We start from the raw sequence: 23,778 nt of genomic DNA, 5'->3' as shown, positions 1-23,778 counted from the left end.
TCAAAGGGTTGTGACTTTCATGTTTACTCATTTACCGACACCTCAATTGGATCCGATTCTTTCTTTATCGGTGGCTTATCGAAATGATCCCAGAACGGAAAAAGTGGATCTAGGCATTGGGGTCTATAAAAATAGCGCGGGCGAAACACCGATCATGCGTGCTATTTCGCAAGCTCAGGACATCGTTGTCGCAACGCAAAAAACGAAATCGTATGTCGGCCTTGCGGGGTGTGAAGAATTTAACCATGCGATGGTTAATCTAGTACTAGACGGCACTTCTGTATTCGATCGTGTCGCCGCCGTGCAAACTCCGGGAGCAAGTGGTGCTTTGCGCATGCTGGGCGATCTCATGAAAGTTGCGCAGCCAAATACCACCGTTTGGATATCGAATCCTAGCTACGTTAATCACAAACCAGTAATGGAAGCGGCAGGATTAAAAGTAAAATATTATCAATATTTTAGTGCTGAGACGAAGCAAGTTGATAAAACGAGAATGTTGGAAGACTTGTCGAAAGCGGGTAAAGATGATGTCGTGTTATTACACGGCTGCTGCCACAATCCAACCGGCGCTGATATTGATTTTGATGCATGGCAACAAATTACGCAGCTGGCACAGAAAAATGGTTTCACCCCATTTGTTGACATCGCCTACCAAGGATTTGGTGATGGTCTGGATGAAGACGCGAAAGGCGTTCGATTTATGGCCAATAACGTCCCTGAAATGTTGATTACCACCTCGTGCTCCAAAAATTTTGGTCTTTACCGCGAGCGAACAGGGGCCGCCATTGTCATTGGTCAATCCGCCAGTGATGTGAGCAATGCGAAAGGTAAGTTGCTGACATTGGCACGATCGACCTACACGATGCCACCCGATCATGGTGCCGCGTTAGTCAAAACGATTCTGCAAAATCAAGGTTTAACGGACATCTGGAAGCAAGAGCTGTGTGAAATGCAACAGCGTTTGTTAAGCCTGCGCAAAAGTTTATGTGACGAATTACGAAATACACACAAAACGTCACAATTCGATTTCATAGAATCCCACAAAGGCATGTTTACTGTGCTAGGCTTTAGCCAAGGTCAAATGTCGCAACTCCGTGAAGAGTATGGAATTTATGGCGTAGGTGACGGCCGTATAAACATCGCAGGTCTAACGGAAAAAGACATCCCTTATGTGGCCGAAGCAATAATGAACGTCTCTTAAGGCGGTGGTTAACGATTAGTTTAAAGGCTCTTAGGAGCCTTTGTTGTAATGAAGTATGTTGGGGGAATGAATGAAAAGATCGTGGAAAACACTAATTCCATTATTACTGTGTGGTGGATTGGTTGCTTGTGCAAACACGAATCAACAACCGGTTGAACCAGAAAGCAAACCTCAAGTCACGCCTCCTAAGGTTGAACAGCCCGTTGTCCCGGCAGAACCTAAACCAGACATAAAGCCTGAAGTGACGCCAGAACCGGAAGTCAAACCGGCTGAAAAGCCAAAACCTCCTGTGGTCAAAGCGAAAAAGACGTCAGACGGACGACTGATTTTAGGTGAAAAAGAGTGGGTGTATTTACCAGGCTTAGAGCAGTCCTTTAAGGCCCGTATCGATACAGGCGCGACGACGTCATCCATCAGTGCGATAGATATTGTGCCTTTTGAACGAGATGGGAATGACTGGGTCAAGTTTAAGATTGAACATGATGGTGTGAAGAGCAAAGAAATCGCGTTACCGGTTGAGCGATGGGTGAAAATTCGTCAGTCGAGTGCCGATGGAACACAGCGTCGTGCTGTTGTCCAAGCGTGGATTGAAATTGGCGACATGAAAGAAAAAACTGAATTCACGTTAGCCGATCGTACTCACCTGACGTTTCCCGTTTTGTTAGGAAGAAGTTTCTTTAAAGACGTCGCATTGGTTGATGTGAGTAAGCAATACATACAAGACAAGCACAAGTAGCCGATAGAACGGTAGCCGGAAAGATATTTGTCACGGCAATACTCAGTCAGTGTTTAGAAATAAAAAAACCGCCCTTGGGCGGTTTTTTGTTTAGAACGCGGTATACGTCTTATTGAATTTCGATGAGTTCAACATCAAAAATAAGAGTCGCTGAACCTGGGATAGGGCCAGTTCCGCTTTTGCCGTACGCTAAAGTACTTGGAATAAAGAGACGGAATTTATCACCGACAGTCATGTACGTTAAGCCTTCTTGCCAGCCTTTGATCACTTGGCCTAAACCGAAAACAATCGGCTCGCCACGATCGACTGAGCTATCAAATACCGTACCGTCAATCAAAGTGCCATGATAGTGAACTTTCACCTTGTTGGCAGTGGTTGGGTGAACGTCGCCTTCGCCTTTATGTAGCACTTCGTATTGAAGGCCACTTTCAGTCGTTGTTATGCCTTGCTTAGCGCCATTTTCCAACAAAAAGGCTTGGCCTTGTTGGAAGTTGACGTCTGCCGCTTTATGGTTTGTCCAAGTGCGGTAAATAAAGAAACCAGCGAGAACAAAAATAATAATTGGGAATACAAATTTATTCATGAATCCTTTCCACTTTTTTATTGTTTAATAAGGTATTGAATGGTGTCAGCGATGCTATCGAGATTTTCATGACCAGAAGTAATGATCAGGTATTTGCCATTCACGATAAAGGTTGGCACTGAACTAATTTCGCCTTTTGCGGTGATTTCATCGGCAAGATGCATCGCTTGGAAAAGTTGCGTTTGCGCATCTTCGCCTAAATCGTAAGGTGAAATCAAATCACGGCTTTGGAATACGCGATCAATGGCGCCTTTGCGATCAGCCGTTGAACCTTCAGCCATTTGAACCGCTGAAAAAAGTTCAAGCATCATTTGGTGGTCTGGTTTGTGGCCGAGTTGCATTTCTGCGCTGTAGTAAATCATCGCGCCAATTTGTGCGCTCTCGTTGAACGTGATATGGATTTTGCCGATAGATTGATCGATCATGCTTTCAAGTTTAGGAATTTCTGCTTCCATCTTGCCGCAATGGCCACAATTTAAAGAGAAGACTTCAGTCACTTGTGGAAGGCGGTAAGTCGACAAGTTAGCAGGAAGCTTTGAATATTGTTTTCCTTCAACAGGGACGATGTTGTCAGAGCAGCCCGTCAATAGCGCGGAGACGCCCAGCAAGAATAAAGCGATCAATTTTTTCATATTAGTTTCTCGTTACGTGCGTAATGGATACGCATTCAAAGTGGGTCGATTTTACCGTTAAGTTTGGATTTAACAAACGGTTATAACTTTAGATTAGCAATTTCTAACAACTTAGTGGCATTAGTTCGTTTCGGAGACACATTGTGGGTGAGAAGAGAGAATGGCCCCATGGATAAAAATTTCGTCTTCCGCCCTAAAGAAATAGCGCAGCTGAACGATACAGTTTAAGTACTCATTCGATAAAAATGGAAATTCAATGCGAGCATTAACTCTAAGCGTACTATTGTTCCTAACGGGGTGTGGTTCGTTACCTAGTGACTTCCTCAACAATGATATGCTTTCTACTGCGCCGCAAAATGAACAGCAATTAATGCATCCAGAGTGGGGGAAAGCGACGACCGCGTCTCGTGCTGATGTGCAAGGGGCGTATGGCGTCCATTCCGTCACTCAGTCACGTCGTTATTCGACGCGCAGCCAAACCACTTCTCTGGAGCATTTTTTAGCGCAAAATAATCTGAATTTTGAAGTGCTACCTGGCGAGTACAAAATGATTAAGTTAGTCGACACCATAAAGTTCAATACTGGCTCGTCAAAAGTGTCACAAGAATCGGCCGCTTGGCTTGATATGATTGCGCGCTACGTTGCTTCTCAGCCAGAGATTGATGTTGTGATTGATGGGCACGCGGATAATACGGGGGCGGCACAATTTAATGACCAATTATCGGTAAAACGAGCGGATGCAGTAAAGCAATCATTGGTTAAGCATCAAGTCGATACTCGTTCGGTGTTCACGCGCGGCTATGGTGAAACAGAGCCCGTTTGCAATAATGCAACCCAAAGTGGCAAAGCGTGCAACCGAAGAGCGGAGGTTGTTTTTATATTATCGACCGATTATTAATCACTTAGCACGCAAAATAAGAATGAAAAACGAGAATAGCGACATTGGCGCTATTCTCGTTTTTGTCTCTATCTATAATTACGGGAATGATAGACCCACAGGATAATAACGTGGCGGAAAAGAAAAAATATGTTGTCGCACTGGATCAAGGTACGACGAGCTCAAGAACAATTGTATTTGATCAACACGGTCAAATTGTGAGTGATGCGCAACGTGAGTTTAAACAAATTTACCCGAATGCTGGTTGGGTAGAGCACGACCCACTCGAAATCTATGCCAGCCAGAGTGCCACACTCACAGAAGCGCTCGCAAAAGCGGGGATTGATGGTGATGAGGTTGCAGCGATTGGCATCACGAACCAACGTGAAACCACCATCGTTTGGAATAAGCGCACCGGTAAGCCTATTTACAATGCCATTGTATGGCAATGTCGTCGCACCACAACGATTTGTGATCATTTACGTGATAGTGGCGCGGACGCGGTTATCAAAACCAAAACCGGTTTGGTGTTAGACCCGTATTTTTCAGCGACAAAAATTCAATGGATTCTGGATAATGTCACGGGTGCTCGTGAACAAGCAGAGCGCGGCGAATTGTTGTTTGGCACCGTCGATACGTGGCTGATCTGGAAGATGACCCACGGTAAGGTCCATGCGACCGACTATACCAACGCGTCACGAACGATGTTGTTTAATATTGATGAGAAAAAATGGGATGATGAACTGCTACGCATGTTCAATATTCCTCATTCAATGTTGCCAGAGGTTAAGCATTCGTCTGCGTCGTACGGCGTTGGTTATGAAGGTGGATATTCCATTCCGATCTGCGGTGTCGCCGGCGATCAACAAGCGGCGTTATTCGGTCAGCAGTGTACCGAGGCAGGCCAAGCGAAAAACACCTATGGAACCGGTTGTTTTCTATTGATGAATACCGGTCACAAGCGCGTTGATTCAACTCATGGATTGCTCACCACACTAGCGTGTGGCGCGAAAGGCGAAGCAACCTATGCGCTAGAGGGGTCGGTGTTTATGGGCGGAGCGGCGATTCAATGGCTACGAGATGAATTAAAAATTCTCGATTCAGCGCAACAATCCGAAGAGATGGCCACTGCCGTTGAGACCGCTAACGGTGCCTATGTCGTCCCTGCATTTACGGGGTTGGGCGCGCCATACTGGGATGCTCATGCACGTGGGACAATCGTGGGTTTAACCCGAGGCGTGAACGCAAATCATATTGTTAGAGCAACATTAGAGAGTATTGCTTATCAGTCGAAAGATGTCCTTGATGCGATGCAAGCGGATTCTGGAATCCCTTTAACCTATCTTAATGTGGATGGCGGAGCGGTAAAAAACCAATTTCTAATGCAATTTCAGGCCGACGTTTTGGGTACCCCTGTCATTCGTCCACAAGTCGGTGAACTGACAGCATTAGGCGCAGCGTACTTGGCCGGTTTGAGTTGTGGTTTTTGGACGGATCTTTCGCTGATTAGCGACAATAAAAATCAGCCTGATAAATTTACGCCTTGCGACGATAAAGAGAAACAAGTGCGTCGTTACAAAGGTTGGAAGAAAGCGGTGAAATGTGCTCAGCTTTGGGCTGACCTTGAAAATGATTAATCATTAATTGCGGTGTTATCGCTTATCAAAGCCCTGTTTCTGTTTCTCAGCAGGGCTTTCGTCTTTTCTGCACTTATATCGGTTCATTTATCGTAATTCACTCGTGTACTGTCATTTTACTGTGCGAGTGCGCGTCTATCTAATGGTGCCTATTTTCCCTGCGCATTTTGAGTAAAAAGTAGACATTAACACACGCAATAAAACCATTAGTGAGAACCACCGGCATTGAGTCAATCATCAAGCCATAGCCGGTGAAAAGTGTGCAGCCAATAAAGTTAAGTACGCGTAATTTGATGATGTCTTTCATTGTCAGTGATAGTGCGACCATGATTGAGGCGGCGTAGCCTAAAAGTTCGATTCCATTAATCCCCATAGATTTATCCTCTCATTATTTATCTTCTATCAACTCATGAAAACCACGATGCGGCAGACCGTTTTTGCAGGCACAATGAGTGGCAATGATAGGGTATTGTTAATGAAAATATAGCAGTCATAAAACGGAGGATAAACCTTAAGCCGTTAACGAGTCCCTTGCAGCGTCGAGATATCAAGGCCCAAGAGTTGTTGTCAGTGAGGAATATTTAGAAGGTTGGGGGTAACGGTGATCTTGCTTTTGGTGTAACAGCAGACGTAAAAAAGCCCACATAAATTATGCAGGCTCAAACACAAAATAATTAAGGCTAAATTATTTTTTAAGGCCTTTTTGACCTTGCTTGTCAGCTTCAGTCAATTCGCGAATGCGACGGCTGATGTCACGACGTTCTTTCGAGATTTCAGCACTTTTGATGATGTGATCATCAACACGGTCTTCATAATCGGCTTTCATGTTTTTCACGATAGCAACGATTTCATCATGAGACATATCAGCAACAATGTAATCCATTAGGTTTTCTAGCAGATCGACACGTTTACGGTTATCGCGAACTTTTTTCTCGTTATCGATAAGCTCACGTTTCAATTTATTTTTACGACGAGCCTGAGCTACGATTTCAAATACACCACTCATAGGATAGGTTCCTTTCCTAGTTTTAACGTTAACTGACAATGATTAAATCATAACAGAGCAAGGGTTTACAGCACTAAGATCAATCATTAAGACAAGTTGGTGCTTTTATCAGCAATTCGTTTCGTGAGTGATTGAGCCTAGCGCGGGAACAATATATGATTTTGTAAAATCACTGAATGATAACGTGTTGAAATATGCGTAGTTCCGACATTATTGTCCCTAAGGCTGAAGAATCATCAACGGATGTACGTAGTCAGAAACTGGTTAAGGCGTATCTCTTCGAAAGAACACAGCAAGAAATCACCGAAGTCGAGCTAAATCGCGCTAAAATTGTCATGCTGGATCAAAATGGCAATATGAAGCGAATCCCCCTCTTGGCTGAACACTGATTCATATTTAATTTACGTAAAAAGGATGTCCTATGAATATTGAGCTCTCTCCGATTGAAGCAAGAGTGATTGGTTGCCTGATAGAAAAAGAAGTCACCACACCTGATTATTACCCGCTTACGCTCAATAGCCTAACGGCGGCATGCAACCAAAAAAGTAATCGTGAGCCTGTGTTGGCACTGTCTGATTTAGACGTTCAACAAGCCATTGATAGTTTAGTTGCCCGTCGTCTCGTCAGTGATGAAAGTGGCTTTAATAGCCGAGCTAGTAAATATCAACATCGTTTCTGCAATACAGAATTTGGTGATCTTAAGCTAACCGCTCAAGAGAAAGGGATTGTATGTTGCTTGCTATTACGTGGGGCGCAGACGCCTGGCGAATTGCGCACTCGTACAAATCGTCTTGCGCCTTTTAATGATGTGAAAGAAGTGGAAGCGGTATTAGACAAAATGGCCAATGCTCAGGGTGGTGCAATGGTTGTGAAGTTGCCTCGCGAAGCGGGTAAACGCGAATCTCGTTATCAGCACCTGTTTAGTGGTGAGGTTGACTTAGAGGCGTTAACGGCGTTGTCTGCGAGCAGTACATCGGTGAACACCAAAGCCCGCGTGGAAGAATTGGAAGCGGAAGTGATCGCATTGCGAGAAGAAGTCGCGGAATTGAACGCGACGATTGCTCGTTTGAATGGCGAATAATACCGCGACGCATTGGAGTGTGTACTTTGTGAGAACACGCTCCAATCGACTTTATTGTGGGATAACGACAGACGTGTCGCGGCGTTTTAAACAACACTGCGATGGTACGGGTGCGAAAGCATTAAGAGGGCACGGTCCTTTGGTTTTAGCGTGGCATCACTCCGCAGGTCATGACCGCAGTACAGCGTCTAAAGTTGAATATCAATTAAAACAAATAGCTAAGTCACGAAAAGAAGCGTTGATCGAAGGGAAAGTGACACTGGATGATATACTCGCCGGCATAAATTTGGCTGAAAATAACAGCTAAAGATAAAAAATGTATTACTCTTTTAGAGAGATAAAAACAATAAATTGAAGGAATTAGCATTGTACTCAATTCCTCAACACGCTAGGTTTAATAAGAGACAATTTATGTATAAAACGGCTTTGGCTGTGGTTCTGTCTGTCGCAACGTCGTCAGCATCAGCCCATAGTACACAAGTGCTAAATGGATATTGGCAATACGACGATTTTTTATCATCCAGCCCAGCACAGAAAACATTGACCGACGAGCTTTCTATTGTCGTCCGTCAACCCCCGCAGCTGCTTCAAGTCAAACAAGATGATGCGATTTCAATTTCAGTGGTTTATCCGGGCCAGTAAATCTCAGACTACTGGGTTCGTAATATCAAAGCGTTTGAAACCCGTTTAGATAAACTGGGTGTTAAATACAATATCAATCAAGTGTTTACTCGACCAAACGTGGATGTTCGCCAACAAAGTTTGTCGTTATTAGAAGCGGTGAAAAACAACACGGATTATCTTATTTTTACCCTTGATACCACTCGTCATCGTAAGTTTATTGAGCATGTTCTTAGCTCGACGGACACAAAACTGATTTTACAAAATATCACAACCCCAGTACGCGCGTGGGCTGATCAGCATCCTTTTCTCTACATTGGGTTTGATCATATACGTGGTACCGAGGCGTTAAAAAAATACTACAAAGAAACGGTTCCTGCCGGCAGTAAATATTCCGTACTTTATTTCTCTGAGGGTTACGTGAGCGATGCTCGTGGTGACTCTTTTATCGAAGACATGACGCATCATGGCGACTATAGTCTGAGCTCTTCCTATTACACCAATGCCACAAGAGAGTCCGGATATAAAGCAGCGTTAAGCGCCGTCAAAAAAGATCCGGATATCTCGTTTATTTATGCCTGCTCAACGGATGTCGCATTAGGTGCGGTGGATGCACTTAAGGAGCTTAATCGTGAGGATATTCTGGTGAATGGCTGGGGTGGGGGAACGGCGGAGTTAAATGCCATTAGCGAAGGGGATATTGATGTCACTATCATGCGTATGAATGATGACACGGGTATCGCGATGGCAGAAGCCATCAAATGGGATCTTGAAGGCAAAGAGGTTCCGCGCGTGTATTCTGGCGATTTTGAACTGGTGACGAAAACCGATTCTGCCGAAAAAATTCAATATTTAAAGCAACGCGCGTTTAGGTATTCAGACCAATAATGAAATTTTGGAAAAAGCGTGCGGGCAAGTATCAACTTGCTACGCTACTTACGCGTTCGATATTCATCACCATTGGTGTGATGAGCTTTGTCGTGTTGATGCAAAACTATCAAGTGAATCGTCAGGTCGTGACGCAAGAAGTCGCTCGTTCAAAGTTGCAAACGACCAGCTTGATCCAAGAAATTTTCAATTTCAGACTCGATTCGGTAGAAATACAACAAGATAGCTACAGTCGGAGCCTCGCATTGATCTCTTCTATGCGGGGAGCCGAATCGGAAACGATCAGTCAATTTTTTAACGGTATCGATCAGATAGACCCCGACTTGTCTCCAGATTTTCGTTTTATTTCAAAAGGAAACGAGGTTATTTGGAATGATGAGAATCACCGTTTTTATGGTATCTCGGATTTACAGTTGTCACATATACGCAATGACCTAGTGACGGGTAATGATTGGTATCTTTCTCAAACGCCGTCCTCACTCGGTATGCGTTATTTAATGATTCGCCGCACGTCATTGATTGCAATGAATGATGGCGAGGTTGTCGGTGATCTTTATGTGGGTATTGTACTTAATAATAATTTCTCGTTAGTACGAGCATTGCTTGATGGCAGCAATGTGGACGAAGTCGCGCTGACCGTTGGCAGTGAAATCATTGCGAGTAGCAGTAAACAGAATCTGCGCCATGTTGATTGGTTAAATCAATATTCACCAAAATTAAACACCAATGATTACATGGTGTCGCGTGTTGACCTTACCATCAACGGCGTTGTTACCTTTATTTCGGTCTATACGATAGAAGATAACAGCCACATAGCGTTGTTAATGCAAGGGCACTATTTTTGGATTGCAGGGGCGCTGGGGGTTCTGATTATTATCGCAATCTCGAGTCGCTATTGGCTTCGTCAGCGTGTCTCGAAAGAGCTAAAAAACCTCATGATGTATACAGAGCAAAGTATTGAGGCCAAGCGCGTCGAAATATTTAAAGGCTCTGACATTGCAGAATTTAATAAGATTGGTAAGTCGTTCCAGCGTTCATTCCGCCGTTTAAATGAGCAAGAGAAGCAATTTGCCGATCTCTTTAACTACTCTTTGTCACCGATCACGTTGTGGGATACCTCTGGGTATTTGGTCAGAATGAACCCAGCGGCAGAGCGAAGTTTCTGCGAGGGTGGCGATGAGTTATTTGCTTCGCTCTTAAACAAATTGGTGCCGCAAATACGGATGTGTGCGAACGGAGCGTCTTTAACTGGGATCAATATTGAAATCGGCGAGAAAACCTATCGTTGGAACTTCTCTCCTATCGTAATTGATAACGTAACCCGCAGCATTATGGCTCAAGGCCAAGATGTGACGAGTTTTGTCGAAGCGGAACGCCAAAGTCGCGCAGCAAGAGAAGAGGCCGAGGAATTAGCTCGATTGAGGGCTGATTTCTTAGCCAAAATGAGTCATGAATTGCGAACGCCACTCAATGGTATTTTAGGGGTCTCCCAACTACTGAAAAATACGATGCACCAAGCCGATGATGTTGAGCATGTCGATGTGTTGATAAACAGTGGCGAGCATTTGTTAGCCGTTCTTAACGATATATTGGATTTTTCTAAAATCGAACAAGGCAAATTTCACATCCAGCAAGCGGAGTTTCGTTTGCTCGAACTGGCCAGCACCATAGAAAAGATCTACCAACCACTTTGTAAGCAAAGAGGCATCGCATTCGCGATGATCAGTAATATTAATGCGGATCAAATCGTGTTTAGCGACCAAGTTAGGCTCAATCAAATTCTATTTAATCTAGTGAGCAATGCGATCAAATTTACTCATCACGGCCGTATTAATGTCAGCTTGAATTTGCACCATCGTGATGAAGAGACGGTGCTTAGCATTCATGTTGAAGACACCGGTATTGGTATCGAGCAAAGCAGACTCACGCATATTTTTGAGCCGTTCGTTCAGGCTGAAGCGACCACAACTCGTGAATATGGGGGCAGTGGTCTTGGGCTTGCGATTGTTTATAACCTTGTTGAATTACTCGATGGAACAATTAGTGTAGAAAGTGAATTAGGTCGTGGTACTCAGTTCAACGTTACGCTGCCAATGCAAGTGACCACCTCGACAGGCGAGGCATTCATCGGGCATTTATTGGAACGACCGGAAAACATGTTTGATCGAACACTCAACGTGTTATTGGTAGAAGATAATCACACCAATGCCTTTATCGCGCGAGCGTTCTGCGAAAAGTACGGGATGAGGGTCACTTGGGTTCAAAATGGTTGTGACGCCGTCAAACACCTTGAAGAGGGCAATCTCACAGATCTGATTTTAATGGATAATCAATTGCCTAGCTTAAGTGGTATTGAGACGACTCAAGCCATACGAGAGAAACTTGCTCTTTCTGTTCCAATCTATGCATGCACTGCAGACAATGTGAAAGCAACGGAAGTCGCATTTATGGCCGCCGGAGCCAACTATGTCATCGTTAAGCCGCTCAGAGAGCGCGATTTAAATGTGGCGTTTATTCATTATCGCGATCACTTTTATAAAGCCGTGTCGTAAAGGACTATTTCAAACTCACCCATCTTCGTGGTTGGCTAGAACGACCGCTGAACGCTGCTTAGAGTGGCGTTGCTCGGAATGCTTTCTCGAGTAGCGTCGCTTTAAGGCTATCAGTCAATTTGAGCTGCTGATTAAATTGAATACCGAGTTGATGCCCTTGTTTCTGTTTTTCAATTGTGACAATTGAATAATTAAGATTGTCGGGTAAAACCGGACAAAGTTCGCTGCTTATTTCGATAACGGAACTGGGTTCGAGTAAGTTCTCGCCTTGAATAAATATGGCACACCCCGTCATCGATAAGTTAACCATGGTTGCCTCATAGGTCACTGCATTCGCCACAACTTGAATTGGAATATCAAGTGGGTAGCGTTCATGGCGGCGAATTGGCTTAGATTCAAAATGTGTTGGAATGCGGATAAACAGCAACCCTGTCGGCGTGGTTATTGATGAAAGAATCGAACTCTTAAAAGCAATAATATGGCCGAGTTTTGATTGGGTAACGGCTCTAATGACAACCGACACATTGTTGATTTGGCGCATGACTAACAGTTCTTGAGCCTTTTTGGGAAATTCAACCAGAAAAAATTGATCCAACTTACAACCGAGATAGTCGGCAGTGAATGAATGGGTATCATTCGGGCCGAATTCTAACGTAATCGATAGCTTTAAACCGGCACTGAGAAAAGAAACAAGTTGGTCATCACTGTTTATTGACATAGTCGCGAAGTGTAATAGGTGAGTTCGTCATACTATAGCCTTTAAATTCAGTTAGTTAAAATAGTGCTGATGTATTCAGTTTCATTTTTGAGAACATCGTCCCTAACTGAGCCATTTTGTTATTTCTGCATGGGATTGTGGCTCACTGTCATAACATAATTTTGTCCGTCTTTTTATTACATCATCCAGCTTCAACGCCCATTCTGATTGAATTAAATACTCAAGTTCGCAGCGATAAAAGCCGGGTATGATAGGCGATTCAGTCTCACAAAAATCATTCATGACCGCCCAAACTTCTTGACCATATTGCTCAATCAGTCGGTGGATCGTGTATGGGGTGAGCGTAGGATAACGCTTAGTGAGTTTGCAGGTCAGATCGGGAACGTCGAGGTTTATCGAGCCAGTAAAGATTGAGTGTTGGCTATTTGTTGGAGATAAGTCTGGAAAAAATGGCGCAAGGGAATCGACAGCTTTTGCTGCGAGTTTTCGATAAGTCGTCAATTTGCCACCAAAGACACTCATCAACGGGGCTTGATCGCCTTGATGCTGCAAACTTAACTCATAATCTCGGCTGACGGCCTGTGCTGCGGCATCAGAGTCCCCAAATAATGGCCGAACACCACTAAAATGGTCGATAACGTGCGATGTTTCCAGTTTTGCTTGGAAATAGTGATTACAGACAGAAAGTAAATATTCGATTTCATTGTGGTCCGCTTCGACAGAATAAGGATCACCATCAAACGCGATGTCGGTTGTGCCTATCATGGAAAATCGGTCTAGGTAGGGAATGACGAACACAACGCGCTGGTCTGTGTGTTGCAAAATATAGGCATGGTCGCCGGTGTAGAGTTTCGGCACAATGACGTGGGAACCTTTAACCAACCGCATCGTTTGTGGGCTTTTTTCTGGCGTATATTGTTCAATAAAGCGTTCGGCCCATGGACCCGTCGCGTTAATTAAAACGCGACAAAATCGTATCCATTCCTGGTTTGTGCGTTCGTCGTGCAGTGTCACTTTCCAAAGGTCATTAACGCGCTGTGCATGGGTTATTTGACAATAATTACGCACTTCCGCGCCTTGGTGGTGAGCTTGTTTAATATTGCAGATCACCAATCGCGCGTCATCTACCCAACAATCAGAATATTCAAACGCAGATTCAATATCAGGTCTCAGCCCTTCTTGCGCGGTAATTGACACAAGTTGAGAGGGCTTCAATACACATCGCTTCGCCAAGTGGTCATAAAGAAACAACCCCGCTTTGATTTGCCATTTGGGTCTTAAGTGAGGAAGGTAGGGTAAGCGGAAACGCATAGGTTTGATAAGATGAGCGGCCTTGGTCAGTAGAGTTTCTCGTTCTGCGAGTGCTTCTTTTACTAATCTAAGTTCACCATATTCGAGATATCGTAACCCGCCATGGATGAGCTTAGAGCTGGCTGATGATGTTGCTCCGGCAAAGTCTTGCGCATCATACAGGCCGACGGTTAGGCCACGGCTTACGGCTTCTGCTGCAATACCTGCGCCATTGATTCCACCGCCAGCGATGATAATGTCGAGTGGCTGGCTTTGCCTAGAAAGCGAGTGGTGAACGTCTGCACTATGAGATCTATGTGTGTGTTTTTCCACTGTAAAACCCTGATATCGCTACACTAATATTGAGTATAGCTAAGAGTCTAATAAGCGAAAGATAAGCAGAACTAAAAAAGCGCTAAAACAAGCTATTTATAAAACGTTGTTCAGCGTCGGTTAGGCTCACGGGCGTTAGATCATCTAATTGCGCGTTGATCGCGCCACGGAGGTCGCGCAGTTGGCTGGCGGATAAGTGACGCAGTTGAGACTTAAGTTGGGTGAGGTTTTGTTTATTGTGGTAGGTCACTTGGTGGCCGGAAGCGTTGTTTCTTGATGGTATGGTCTGCTTATTGAACGTTGCCATTTTATTCTCCCTCAATAAATAAACGAATCAGCCGCGCGGTACTGAATGAGTGTGGTGTAAGACACCGAGGTTAATCGCGATTCTGATGACGTGAAGAATAGAATATTGACGTAGAACTGTGTCCGGGAAGTGTCAGCAGCATGCGAGAACCCGGTGAAACCGACTTCCCGCATAACAAGGCTTTATCTTTGAGCCGCAGGCATGAAAATGAGTGATAAAATCGACCGATATTGCCGCATCATTTTTGCGTCGCGTGGGTAACGCGCACGGAAAATTTACTCGCTAAAGAGTGCAACTCAGGCAGCATTCGATAAATGAGGTAGAGCTGCTGTAATACCATTCTAGCCGAGCTATCATCTTCATCACGCCATTCGGCTAGGCGCGATTCTAATGCCGGATCATCGATATCGTCGATGTCACATTCGACCGTTTGATCATTGAGTTGGTTGTATAACGCGTCCAAATGACGGTGAATGACGCGATGTGACTGCAAAACCAGTTGATGGGTCACGTCATTCTCGATTTGGGTACGATGCGCCCCAAGCGCTGAAATGTAGCTAAGTAAGGCATGGTTTAATGTCAGTAAGCGAAAACTTTCATCGACGGCGGAATGATATTTTCCTGGTTCGACTAACATTGCGCTAATGGCTGACGTTAAATTGGCATCTTGGTTATGCGCATTACGACGAGAAATTCGATACGCGAGGTTATCGTTTTTACCGATGCGATATTGACCAATAATTTGCGCTAAATAATCCTTATTGGAACGAATACCTTCGGCCATCACGCGATGCAGTCGCTTCGATTGCCAATCTGGCAGGATGAAGGTAACGGCCGCCACAGCCAGCGCACAGCCGATTAAGGTATCCGCTAATCGAGGCAGTACAACCGCAAAGCCTTCACCTAACTGATTGAAGCAAAAAAGCACCAACAAGGTAATAAATCCGGTCGCATAGCCATAGTTGGCGATACGGAATGCAAAAAAAGCGACACCTGAAATAACGATGAAGACCAACTGACTTTCTTGCGTTGGGAAGATGGCGAGCAATGGCGCGCCAATCAATAAGCCCGCCAATGTGCCTATCACACGAGCGACCAGTTTTTGCTTCGTGGCACTGTAGTTGGGTTGGCAGACGAACAGCGTGGTCAGCAAAATCCAATAGCCGCGTTCAATATCGAATAACTGAATAATCCCATAGCCTAACGTCAACGCGATAGACATGCGCACCGCGTGGCGAAACAACATAGAATCGCGATTTAAATTTGCTCGGATTCGTTGCCACATGACTTTTGGGTTGTGCGCCTCGGTGTCATCTAAAACACCTTCTTCCAAGCGGCTCACATCCGGATTATTCACGTTGCTCAATTGTCGATCTACGGTGGCTAAATTATTGAATAGATAGCCAAGCTGAGCGAGCAGAGAGCGCCACTCCGGTTTGTTTTGTTCTTGAAGATAGATGAGTGCTGCTTGAAGTTCATCTAACGCCAGTATCGAATCATCGTATTGATAGTCTTTGCCTAAACGAATGGCTTTCGCAATTTCACGGCACGCCTTTGCTTGAACATTCATGAGATGCTTAAAGCGGAACAGCACATCTGAACGCTCGAAATGTCGCGCCAGTTCTTGGTAGCGATAGTGGCTTGAACTCGCGCGCTCGTGAATATCTTGGGCAATAAAGTAGATATTCAAAAAGCGGTCACTGGCACCATCGATGTGGCCGCGTTTCGAGCGACTGAGCAGTGTGCCCTTGCATTGATTTAATGCGGTAACCGTTGCGGCATTGAGTTTGGCCTCTTGAATGCGATAAGGCTGGGGATTGAGATCGGCAACAGGGTGGAACAGTTCACTCTTGGCATCCAGATAGTTGGCCAGTTCAATAAATACTTTAGACAAGCTCTGCTGAACCGGTTGCATCGGCCACAGAGCATGCCAAATCATCGACATAAAATAGTACCAAGCGGAGCCCGCAAGCAGAAGCAAAGGCTGGAACCAGATGTTGGTACTTTCATGTGCGCCTAACATGGCGTAGATGGCAATCAGTAGTGAGCCGAAGGCGATGCTTGCGTAGCGAGGGCCAATCGCCCCAAGCATGATAAAGCCAAACGTTGAGATAAACAGCCCGAGAGCAAATAGGGGCGGATGTTTAAAAAGCAGCTCAATTGAGAACGCGGCAATGGCAAAGCAAATGAAGGTCAATGTGAGTGATTTTATGCGGCCAGTGAAGCTATCATCGCTTTCCGCTAACGCAGCCGCAATGACGCCAAGAATCAGCGGGATCACCAATGAGTTCAGCTCATAATGCCAAGTCGGAATCACGACTCCAAGCAAAGTAGTCAGGATTAAGAGACTGTAGTTAAACGTTTTATTGGACCAATAAAGACGAAGTTGACTTAAAAAATGCACTACCATTCCAACGTTGACGAGTTCTGAATGCAAATAATAGCAGAAAATGAGCGGTAAACTTCTGATAAAAATAAAGAATTAGGTTTGGTTGTTGCAAAAATGAGCATCGCCATTATTGACAATGAAATTTCAATTCCTTTTTTAAAACAGAAGCATGATGCGATATGATAACGCTCCCTGAATCTATAGGCCAACAGCATGCAGCTAACCGCAAACAAGACGGCAAAGTTCTTCGTTCAAAATGAATATCACCACGTTAGTATTGATGGTGAATACCTAGTATTAAGTTCTGAAATCTGGGAAGAGCGAATCCCGTTTAATGTTTGGAATGGTCGCGTTGAATGTAAACGCGGCTTAATCTGGGGCAGTTTGCAATTTTTTGCACATCTAGACGGAACAAAACAGCAAAGTTGGTTGGTTCAGGGCCTTCCTCAGGCGTTGTGTCGTTCTTTCGCCCGCCGCGCGGTGGAGTTGTACCAAGAATGGCATCATCAACAATGTCATCAATTGGTAGAGCATTTACCAAAGTGGGAAGAGCGCGTTAGCGCATTTAGCCGAGCGCAGAACTTTGTGACACACGCACACGTCGCACAATGGCGAGAGAGTATCGAAGCTGACTTTAGCGAGATGTCGATAACGCTCGCTGATGCTGCCACGCTTATTCCCCAAAGAATGGACGTCATCGTACCTTGGGTGCTTAATTCAGAGCAGATGCTAAAAGAACGCAATCATAATTGGATGGTCAATGAACTTGAAAATTGGACGGTGCTCTTTTCTAAAATTGAATCATCCCCGTTAAACTTAAGCCAGCAACAAGCGGTGTTATTGAACGATAATAACAATCTTGTGCTCGCGGGCGCCGGTTCGGGTAAAACCAGTGTTCTCACCGCTCGCGTTGCGTATTTATTACAAAGTCATTTGGCGCAGCCTTCCGACATATTAATGTTGGCATTTGGCCGGGATGCGGCGTCAGAAATGAAGCAGCGTCTTGACCGTAAAATTGGCCCAGGAAGTGACGGGGTTAAAGTGAATACTTTCCACCAACTGGGCTTACAAATTTTGCGCCATGTGGAAGGCAATCTAGTTCAGGCCTCGCCAATTGCGGTGTCAGATGAAAAACGACATGCTTGGTGTACTGATTGGTTAAAGCGCCATTGGATGACGCCAACCAGTTATAAGCGCTGGCAAAAACACTTATCGAAATGGCCAATTGCTTATATTGCGGGCGATGAAGAGATGGCCAGTCACGTAGAAGATCCGAAACTGATCGCGTGGATCGATACTCAACTGTCTCAATTAGCCGCGATGGAATGCACCAAAAAAGACATTCAGCAGCAGATTGTGGATCATCCAGAATACACCCGTTTGAATAGCGAGTTGTCGTTGATTTGGCCGTGCTACCAAGCGTGGTTAGATATGCTGAAAGAACACAATCATATTGATTTTAATAGCATGATAAGTCGAGCGACACGCTACGTTGAGCAAGGGAAATTCACGTCGCCATGGAAGTACATCATGATCGACGAGTACCAAGATATTTCACCGCAGCGTCTCGCCTTGGTCGAAGCTTTGTGTCAGCAGAGTAAACATCAAGACTGCGTGCTCTTTGCCGTCGGCGATGACTGGCAGTCGATTTACCAATTTGCTGGGGCCGACGTTGATTTAACCACGGGGTTTGCCGCTCGTTTCCCGAACTCAACGATGCATTACCTTGATACGACGTATCGTTTTAATAATCAGTTGGGTTTAGTGGCGAATCAGTTCGTCCAACAAAACCCGAATCAAATACAAAAAGCGCTCAATAGTCATAAAGAACAGAAATCGAAAGCCGTGACGCTGATTCCGATGACGAGTATCGAAAAAGTACTTGATCAACTGTCTCGTAGTGTGAAATCAAAACACACGGTGCTTATTTTGGGCCGTAACCATTATCACAAGCCAGAGTTGTTTGAAGAGTGGAAAAAGCAATTCAGTCAACTTGAGTTAACGTTTATGACTTGCCATGCCAGTAAAGGTAAAGAAGCCGATTATGTTGTGGTGGTCAATGTCGATGAAGGTCAATTCCCGGCTCGTGTAAAAACCAAACATCTAAACAGTGCGTTAACCCAATCAAATGATGATTTCGCACATGCGGAAGAACGTCGTCTTTTCTATGTGGCACTCACGCGAGCGAAGAAAAAGGTGTGGGTAGCGTACAAAGGGGCGGGGTCGGTCTTTGTCAAAGAATTGCTTAATGGTACTTATCCCGTCATTGAAGGAAAGTAGCGAATTGAGCATAGCCAATTGAGAGCTGTGAATCGAAAGCCACGAATCGTAAGTAGATAATCGTGAGTCGAGGACCGGAAACACTCTAACGGAATTTCGACAGAGAAATTGCCACAAAAAAGCCGAAGGATGAAACCTTCGGCTTTTCGCTAATTAAGTACGCTCAGCAAGATAAGCGGCATAATCTGGAATTTCGATATCGACTTCTTGTTCAAGTAATTCTGAGTTAAACAAGAATTTTGCTGTCGCGCGGTTCGTCGCAACAGGAATGTTCCAAACACTGGCGATACGCAGCAATGCTTTTACGTCAGGATCATGCGGAACGGCATTAAGTGGGTCCCAGAAGAAAATCATCATATCAATGCTGCCTTCCGAAATTAGCGCTCCTAATTGCTGGTCGCCACCCATTGGGCCACTGATCATGCTTTTAATCGCCAGTCCGGTTTCTTTACTTAGCATGTGGCCTGTGGTGCCAGTTGCGTACAGAAAGTGACGTTGTAGCTTTTCCTTGTTCTCTTTAACCCAACGCAACAGCTCTGGTTTATAGTTATCGTGAGCAACAAGGGCAATGTGCTTATGAGCTGGCATAGTACGCGTTGTTTTTTGCATCTAATATTCCTAATTATTGATATAAAACGTAGGGCGATACTCAGAAGGTGACAGAGAATCTGCCACTACTTTAGGGTTGAGATTATTGGGTGTCAAAGCCTCAATGATCGGCGCTTCATTTTTTTGATACGGAGTCCCTTTTAAGTAACTAATGGCTTGTTGCATGGAAAGGCGACCTTGAAGCACCATTTTATCCGTTGGCGCAAACTCAACACGATTTCGCAATAAGCCACGATAAACGCCGTGGCTTAAATAAGTCGAGACTAGACCTATTTTGCCCGTTTTATTTGCGGTGCGCAGCTCACTGATTGCCGCTTCGATCGCGACGGCGCTCCCAACGATATAGTCGACCTCTTCACCTTCGATGGCTTTTTGCACGAGGTTGCGTTGCAGCTCTTTATCATTGTCAGCCCAGTAAGTGTCCACGACGCGCACATCACTGTCAGCAAGAGCCGCCATTAAGCCTTGAATGACCGGCTTAGTACCGCCGCTCGATTTTGGTCCTGGCAACAAGGCAACCGAGGTGATGCCTGAGCCTGCCGGATGCTTATTTTTTAAGTACTCGCCAGTGTAGTAACCCATCCAATACCAATCAACGCCAACCGCCCCTTTGATCAGTGGCTCATTGTCAGCATTGACCATTAATTGGTTCACGGTGGCAAAGACCGGTGTATTTCCCACATAGTCTTTCAGCGAGGAGTAGTACATGTCAGGAGCAACCGTTCCTATGATGATCGCATCTGCGTTCCAGCGCTGGCATAGGGCCAGTTGCTCTTTTTGTTTGTCTTGATTGGGATAACCACCGGCTTCTAATACGCGCAAGCGAACATTTTGTTTTTTGGCTTCGTCGACCATGCCGTAGTTGACCGAAAGCCAATACGAATCCTTCAGATGCGGGTAGATAGCACAGATGCGCAAAGCGTCTGACGCGGCACTTGGTTTTTCGTTGGTTTGCGCAGCAAGATGGCTGGCGAATAAAAGGCTCGAAACAAAAAGCACGATGTGAGTAAGTGGATTGCGCATAGAAAGAAAAGGCATGATGGTTTTCGTTGGATTAAATAGTGTAAACACTGCAGAATATAGCGCATTCTAAGAAAGTTAAGAAGTGATGAATTTAGATGTTACTTACTAAGGCCAGCATTGGTCGTAAGCTGTTGTTCGCCTTTTTGGCAATGGCATTGCTGGTTCTTATGTCGTCGGTTATTGGCGTCTTTGGTTTTTCTTTTGTGGCAAAGACAGAGCGCAATGTCGTCAACTCTGCCATCCCTTCAATGATAGAAGCAAGACAGGTGGCTGAGCTAAGCTCGCGCATTATTTCATCCGTTCAAAATCTCACCAACTCACGAACTGAAAACCAACGTAAACAATCCGGTCAGAAGTTGTTTGAACAGCTCGAAACCTTGCTTACTCATATTAAGCTGTTGGGCTCTGATTCGTTTGATTCACAATTGCTTTTATCACTCGAAAATAACGTCCAACAAATTATCGATAAGCTCGGTAAACTGGGCCTGGTGGTTGAAAAAAAATTATTTCTCGAACAAGACCTCACGGTGCGTACGGAAAGTATGCGTGGCCTTGCCCAAGAACTTGAACAGTTAACGCGTACACAAGTCTCTAATACCAGTACCATTGCGGTCGCAAACGTCACTCATATTTATGACTTATTGAGTAATCAACAAACCGAAAAAGCGTATCAAGCGCTTGATGCTTTGGTTGAAGTGGATTTGGATCTATCCGAACGTCTGCACGAGCTGCATTTACTTGCGTTTCAAATGCTCAACCAAATTGAAGAGATTCGTACCATTACCAATACTCATCGGCTCACGACCATCCGCGAGCAGTTTAATCATAACCTAACCATAATGAAGCGACGCGTGACGGCGGTTGAAGATCCCACACGCTCGCTGCAAATGTCTGAGCTGCTAACGCAGTTAGAAAAGCGGGAAGTGGTTTTTGATGTATTATTACAACGTCACCATAATGAAACGGAATCGCATCAGTTGATGCTGGATACGTTACAACGATTTGCGACGTTGAATACAACCGTCAATAAGTTGGTTGATGAATCCAATCAAGCCACCACCTTTGCTGTCGAAGAACTGAAAACAACCCTCAACTATGCGCAGCTAACGCTGACCATTATCACCGTGCTCGGTTTGTTGATTGTGGTATTCATCTTTTGGAAAGTGGTTTATGTGTCGGTGCTAAAACGTCTAGCGGAATATTCATCGGCGTTGTTGTCGATCGCGCAAGGTCAGTTGAAAGTGGAGATCACCGTTAAAGGCAACGATGAATTAGCGCATATGGGACAAGCGATTATTACCGCAAGGAACACGGCGCAAGCCCTAAAGGTTGTGGCAGAAAGTGAACGATCCGCAAAACGAGAATTGCAAGAACACAAAGGTCAATTAGAAGAGCTCATTACCGAACGAACCTGTCAGCTGCAAGAGGCCAACAAGCGTCTGAATCAAGAAGTGGTCAATCATACCTTGGCTCGCCAAGAGGCCGAGCAAGCCAGCCGTGCCAAGTCGGCATTTTTGGCGACGATGAGCCATGAAATTCGCACGCCAATGAATGGTGTGTTAGGAACCGCAAGATTACTTAAAGACGCCGGACTGAATTCAAAGCAAACCTACTATGTCGATATCATTAACCGCAGTGGCAAAACATTGCTGGCGATTTTGAATGACGTTCTTGATTATTCGAAAATAGAAGCGGGCCACTTGGCTATTCGCCCAATCGATTTTAACCTGCACTACATGGTCGAAGATGCGAACCAGCTCTTTATGGGTCGCGCAAAAGAAAAACGTTTAGAGCTCAGTGCCACCATTGAGAGTGATGTTACGCCTTTCTGGTTTGGTGATGTGACCCGCATTAACCAAGTGCTCACGAACTTGATTGGAAATGCGATTAAATTTACCGATGAAGGGTATGTTGATATCTATGTCTCCCTCGAAGATGAACAGTCAGTGATGTTTGAAGTGACGGATTCGGGGATGGGAATATCCGAAACTGAAATGGTGACTCTTTTTGACGCGTTCACGCAGGCCTCAGGTGGATTAGGTTCCAAAGGCGGAACCGGACTTGGGCTTGCAATCAGTAAACGTATTGTCGAAGCGATGGGTGGCACGTTATCGGTTGAATCGACAGTGGGGCAAGGCAGTCGTTTTTGGTTCACATTGCCATTAGAAATTGGCCAAGAAGTCCGTAAAAAGGAACAAGTTACGACCTGTGCGTTTAGCGCGAAAGTACTCTTGGTTGAAGATAATCCGGTGAACTGTGTTGTCGCGGAAGGCTTCTTAACCAATTTAGGTCACCAGGTGGTTATTGCGGAAACCGGCGAAAAAGCCAAACAGCTATTTATGCAAGAACGCTTTGATATTGCGTTGCTGGACATAAATTTACCCGATTGTGATGGTCGAGATCTCCTTGATCAATTACGCAGTATGCAAGCCCAACTCGATGTGCCTGACGATCAAACGACGCCATTTATTGCGGTTTCTGCACACGTCTATAACGAAGAAGTGCAAAGCTATCTCGCGGCGGGTTTTGATGGCTACCTACCTAAGCCATTAGACAAGGATGCACTTCGTGAACTCATTCAAAATCATTTGGAAGGGAAAGACCTTTTGTTAGACCAAGTTGAACAAGCGCAGACGAGCAATACGACCCCGACAATGAGCGCTGATGTCGTGCTGAATACGCAAGTGATCACCGAAGATTTAAACGTGTTAGGCATCGAGAAAATGCACCATATCATCGACTTGTTTGTTGTGGGGAGTGATGAGATTCTTAACCAATTGATTGAGGCGGCTGATGCTGAAAATAGCAATGAAATTAAATCATTGGTTCATAAACTGAAAGGATCGGCAGGGAGTCTAGGATTGCTTGCGCTCTATCAAGTGTGTTTGGAAATTGAAAGCAGCGGCAATCCGCTACAAGTCTATCAAGTGAATCAAGAAAAACTGGTCGATGCCTTACAGCAATCGAAAGTGGCTTTGTTTGACGTGATGGATAGATAAGCGGTCAGGATTGTAG

At 44.9% G+C, this 23,778-nt stretch carries 20 protein-coding genes and 1 pseudogene; 11 read left to right on the top strand and 10 right to left on the bottom strand.

Annotation, left to right across the window (positions count from 1 at the left end; all coding sequences use genetic code 11):
* Window positions 1-19: 19 nt before the first annotated feature.
* Both OJ16_RS13945 and OJ16_RS13940 read left to right on the top strand, forming a co-directional pair.
* Window positions 20-1,201 carry an amino acid aminotransferase gene (locus OJ16_RS13945; RefSeq protein ID WP_040991870.1) on the top strand — a complete coding sequence of 394 codons (1,182 nt, stop codon included), beginning with the start codon at window positions 20-22 and terminating at the stop codon, window positions 1,199-1,201.
* 70 nt (window positions 1,202-1,271) lie between these two features.
* Window positions 1,272-1,937: a putative ATP-dependent zinc protease gene (locus OJ16_RS13940; protein ID WP_040991869.1), complete on the top strand. Its 666-nt coding sequence runs from the start codon at window positions 1,272-1,274 to the stop codon at window positions 1,935-1,937.
* Window positions 1,938-2,046: 109 nt separating this feature from the next.
* Here OJ16_RS13940 and OJ16_RS13935 read toward each other — a convergent pair whose 3' ends face one another.
* Window positions 2,047-2,520: an FKBP-type peptidyl-prolyl cis-trans isomerase gene (locus tag OJ16_RS13935; RefSeq protein ID WP_040991868.1), complete on the bottom strand. Its 474-nt coding sequence runs from the start codon at window positions 2,518-2,520 to the stop codon at window positions 2,047-2,049.
* Window positions 2,521-2,537: 17 nt separating this feature from the next.
* Window positions 2,538-3,152, bottom strand: coding sequence for a thioredoxin domain-containing protein (locus OJ16_RS13930; protein WP_040991867.1), 615 nt, complete (start codon window positions 3,150-3,152; stop codon window positions 2,538-2,540).
* 256 nt (window positions 3,153-3,408) lie between these two features.
* Here OJ16_RS13930 and OJ16_RS13925 point away from each other — a divergent pair, with 256 nt between their 5' ends.
* Window positions 3,409-4,050 (top strand): OmpA family protein, encoded by a 642-nt coding sequence (locus tag OJ16_RS13925; protein WP_040991866.1) that lies wholly within the window; start codon window positions 3,409-3,411, stop codon window positions 4,048-4,050.
* A gap of 110 nt (window positions 4,051-4,160) precedes the next feature.
* Window positions 4,161-5,666 (top strand): glycerol kinase GlpK, encoded by a 1,506-nt coding sequence (gene glpK / locus OJ16_RS13920; RefSeq protein WP_152613853.1) that lies wholly within the window; start codon window positions 4,161-4,163, stop codon window positions 5,664-5,666.
* A gap of 139 nt (window positions 5,667-5,805) precedes the next feature.
* On the opposite strand, the gene OJ16_RS13915 is transcribed toward glpK, so the two are convergent.
* Together OJ16_RS13915 and OJ16_RS13910 are read right to left on the bottom strand one after the other, a co-directional pair.
* Entirely contained in the window at window positions 5,806-6,039 is a 234-nt protein-coding gene (locus OJ16_RS13915) for a YgjV family protein (RefSeq protein ID WP_040991865.1), read from the bottom strand.
* A gap of 312 nt (window positions 6,040-6,351) precedes the next feature.
* Window positions 6,352-6,672: a DUF496 family protein gene (locus tag OJ16_RS13910; RefSeq protein ID WP_040991864.1), complete on the bottom strand. Its 321-nt coding sequence runs from the start codon at window positions 6,670-6,672 to the stop codon at window positions 6,352-6,354.
* A gap of 194 nt (window positions 6,673-6,866) precedes the next feature.
* Here OJ16_RS13910 and OJ16_RS13905 point away from each other — a divergent pair, with 194 nt between their 5' ends.
* From OJ16_RS13905 to luxQ, 5 genes and pseudogenes are all read left to right on the top strand, one after another.
* Window positions 6,867-7,061 (top strand): hypothetical protein, encoded by a 195-nt coding sequence (locus tag OJ16_RS13905; protein WP_040991863.1) that lies wholly within the window; start codon window positions 6,867-6,869, stop codon window positions 7,059-7,061.
* 32 nt (window positions 7,062-7,093) lie between these two features.
* Window positions 7,094-7,753 (top strand): YceH family protein, encoded by a 660-nt coding sequence (locus OJ16_RS13900; protein WP_040991862.1) that lies wholly within the window; start codon window positions 7,094-7,096, stop codon window positions 7,751-7,753.
* Window positions 7,743-8,060 (top strand): GIY-YIG nuclease family protein, encoded by a 318-nt coding sequence (locus OJ16_RS13895; protein WP_040991861.1) that lies wholly within the window; start codon window positions 7,743-7,745, stop codon window positions 8,058-8,060. Before OJ16_RS13900 ends, OJ16_RS13895 begins: the two co-directional genes overlap by 11 nt.
* Window positions 8,061-8,164: 104 nt before the next feature.
* Window positions 8,165-9,262, top strand: a pseudogene (locus OJ16_RS13890) (autoinducer 2-binding periplasmic protein LuxP).
* A complete protein-coding gene (gene luxQ, locus OJ16_RS13885) occupies window positions 9,262-11,814 on the top strand; it encodes a quorum-sensing autoinducer 2 sensor kinase/phosphatase LuxQ (protein ID WP_040991860.1) in 2,553 nt (850 codons plus the stop codon). The pseudogene OJ16_RS13890 and the gene luxQ overlap by 1 nt, the downstream one beginning before the upstream one ends.
* 58 nt (window positions 11,815-11,872) lie before the next feature.
* Here the strand turns inward: luxQ and OJ16_RS13880 are convergent, their stop codons facing one another.
* The 4 genes from OJ16_RS13880 to yccS form a co-directional block, all read right to left on the bottom strand.
* Window positions 11,873-12,532 (bottom strand): PilZ domain-containing protein, encoded by a 660-nt coding sequence (locus OJ16_RS13880; RefSeq protein WP_040991859.1) that lies wholly within the window; start codon window positions 12,530-12,532, stop codon window positions 11,873-11,875.
* A gap of 102 nt (window positions 12,533-12,634) precedes the next feature.
* Window positions 12,635-14,155 carry a glycerol-3-phosphate dehydrogenase gene (gene glpD / locus OJ16_RS13875; protein ID WP_052810335.1) on the bottom strand — a complete coding sequence of 507 codons (1,521 nt, stop codon included), beginning with the start codon at window positions 14,153-14,155 and terminating at the stop codon, window positions 12,635-12,637.
* A gap of 82 nt (window positions 14,156-14,237) precedes the next feature.
* Window positions 14,238-14,462, bottom strand: coding sequence for a hypothetical protein (locus OJ16_RS13870; protein ID WP_052810334.1), 225 nt, complete (start codon window positions 14,460-14,462; stop codon window positions 14,238-14,240).
* A gap of 238 nt (window positions 14,463-14,700) precedes the next feature.
* Window positions 14,701-16,866, bottom strand: a complete 2,166-nt coding sequence (yccS, locus tag OJ16_RS13865; protein WP_040991858.1) for a YccS family putative transporter — start codon at window positions 16,864-16,866, stop codon at window positions 14,701-14,703.
* Between the two features lie 198 nt (window positions 16,867-17,064).
* Between yccS and helD the strand changes: the two genes are divergently transcribed.
* Window positions 17,065-19,131, top strand: a complete 2,067-nt coding sequence (helD, locus tag OJ16_RS13860; RefSeq protein WP_040991857.1) for a DNA helicase IV — start codon at window positions 17,065-17,067, stop codon at window positions 19,129-19,131.
* Between the two features lie 153 nt (window positions 19,132-19,284).
* Here the strand turns inward: helD and OJ16_RS13855 are convergent, their stop codons facing one another.
* Entirely contained in the window at window positions 19,285-19,740 is a 456-nt protein-coding gene (locus tag OJ16_RS13855) for a methylglyoxal synthase (protein WP_040991856.1), read from the bottom strand.
* A 9-nt stretch (window positions 19,741-19,749) separates the two neighbouring features.
* Window positions 19,750-20,763, bottom strand: coding sequence for a TMAO reductase system periplasmic protein TorT (gene torT / locus OJ16_RS13850; RefSeq protein WP_372151814.1), 1,014 nt, complete (start codon window positions 20,761-20,763; stop codon window positions 19,750-19,752).
* Window positions 20,764-20,858: 95 nt separating this feature from the next.
* Here torT and torS point away from each other — a divergent pair, with 95 nt between their 5' ends.
* Window positions 20,859-23,762: a TMAO reductase system sensor histidine kinase/response regulator TorS gene (gene torS / locus OJ16_RS13845; protein ID WP_040991854.1), complete on the top strand. Its 2,904-nt coding sequence runs from the start codon at window positions 20,859-20,861 to the stop codon at window positions 23,760-23,762.
* The last annotated feature ends 16 nt before the right edge of the window (window positions 23,763-23,778 follow it).

Source organism: Vibrio renipiscarius, from assembly GCF_000827885.1.
Taxonomy (GTDB): Bacteria; Pseudomonadota; Gammaproteobacteria; order Enterobacterales; family Vibrionaceae; genus Vibrio; species Vibrio renipiscarius.
Note: the sequence above shows the minus strand (reverse complement) of the source record. Positions and strands in the feature narration are given on the sequence as shown.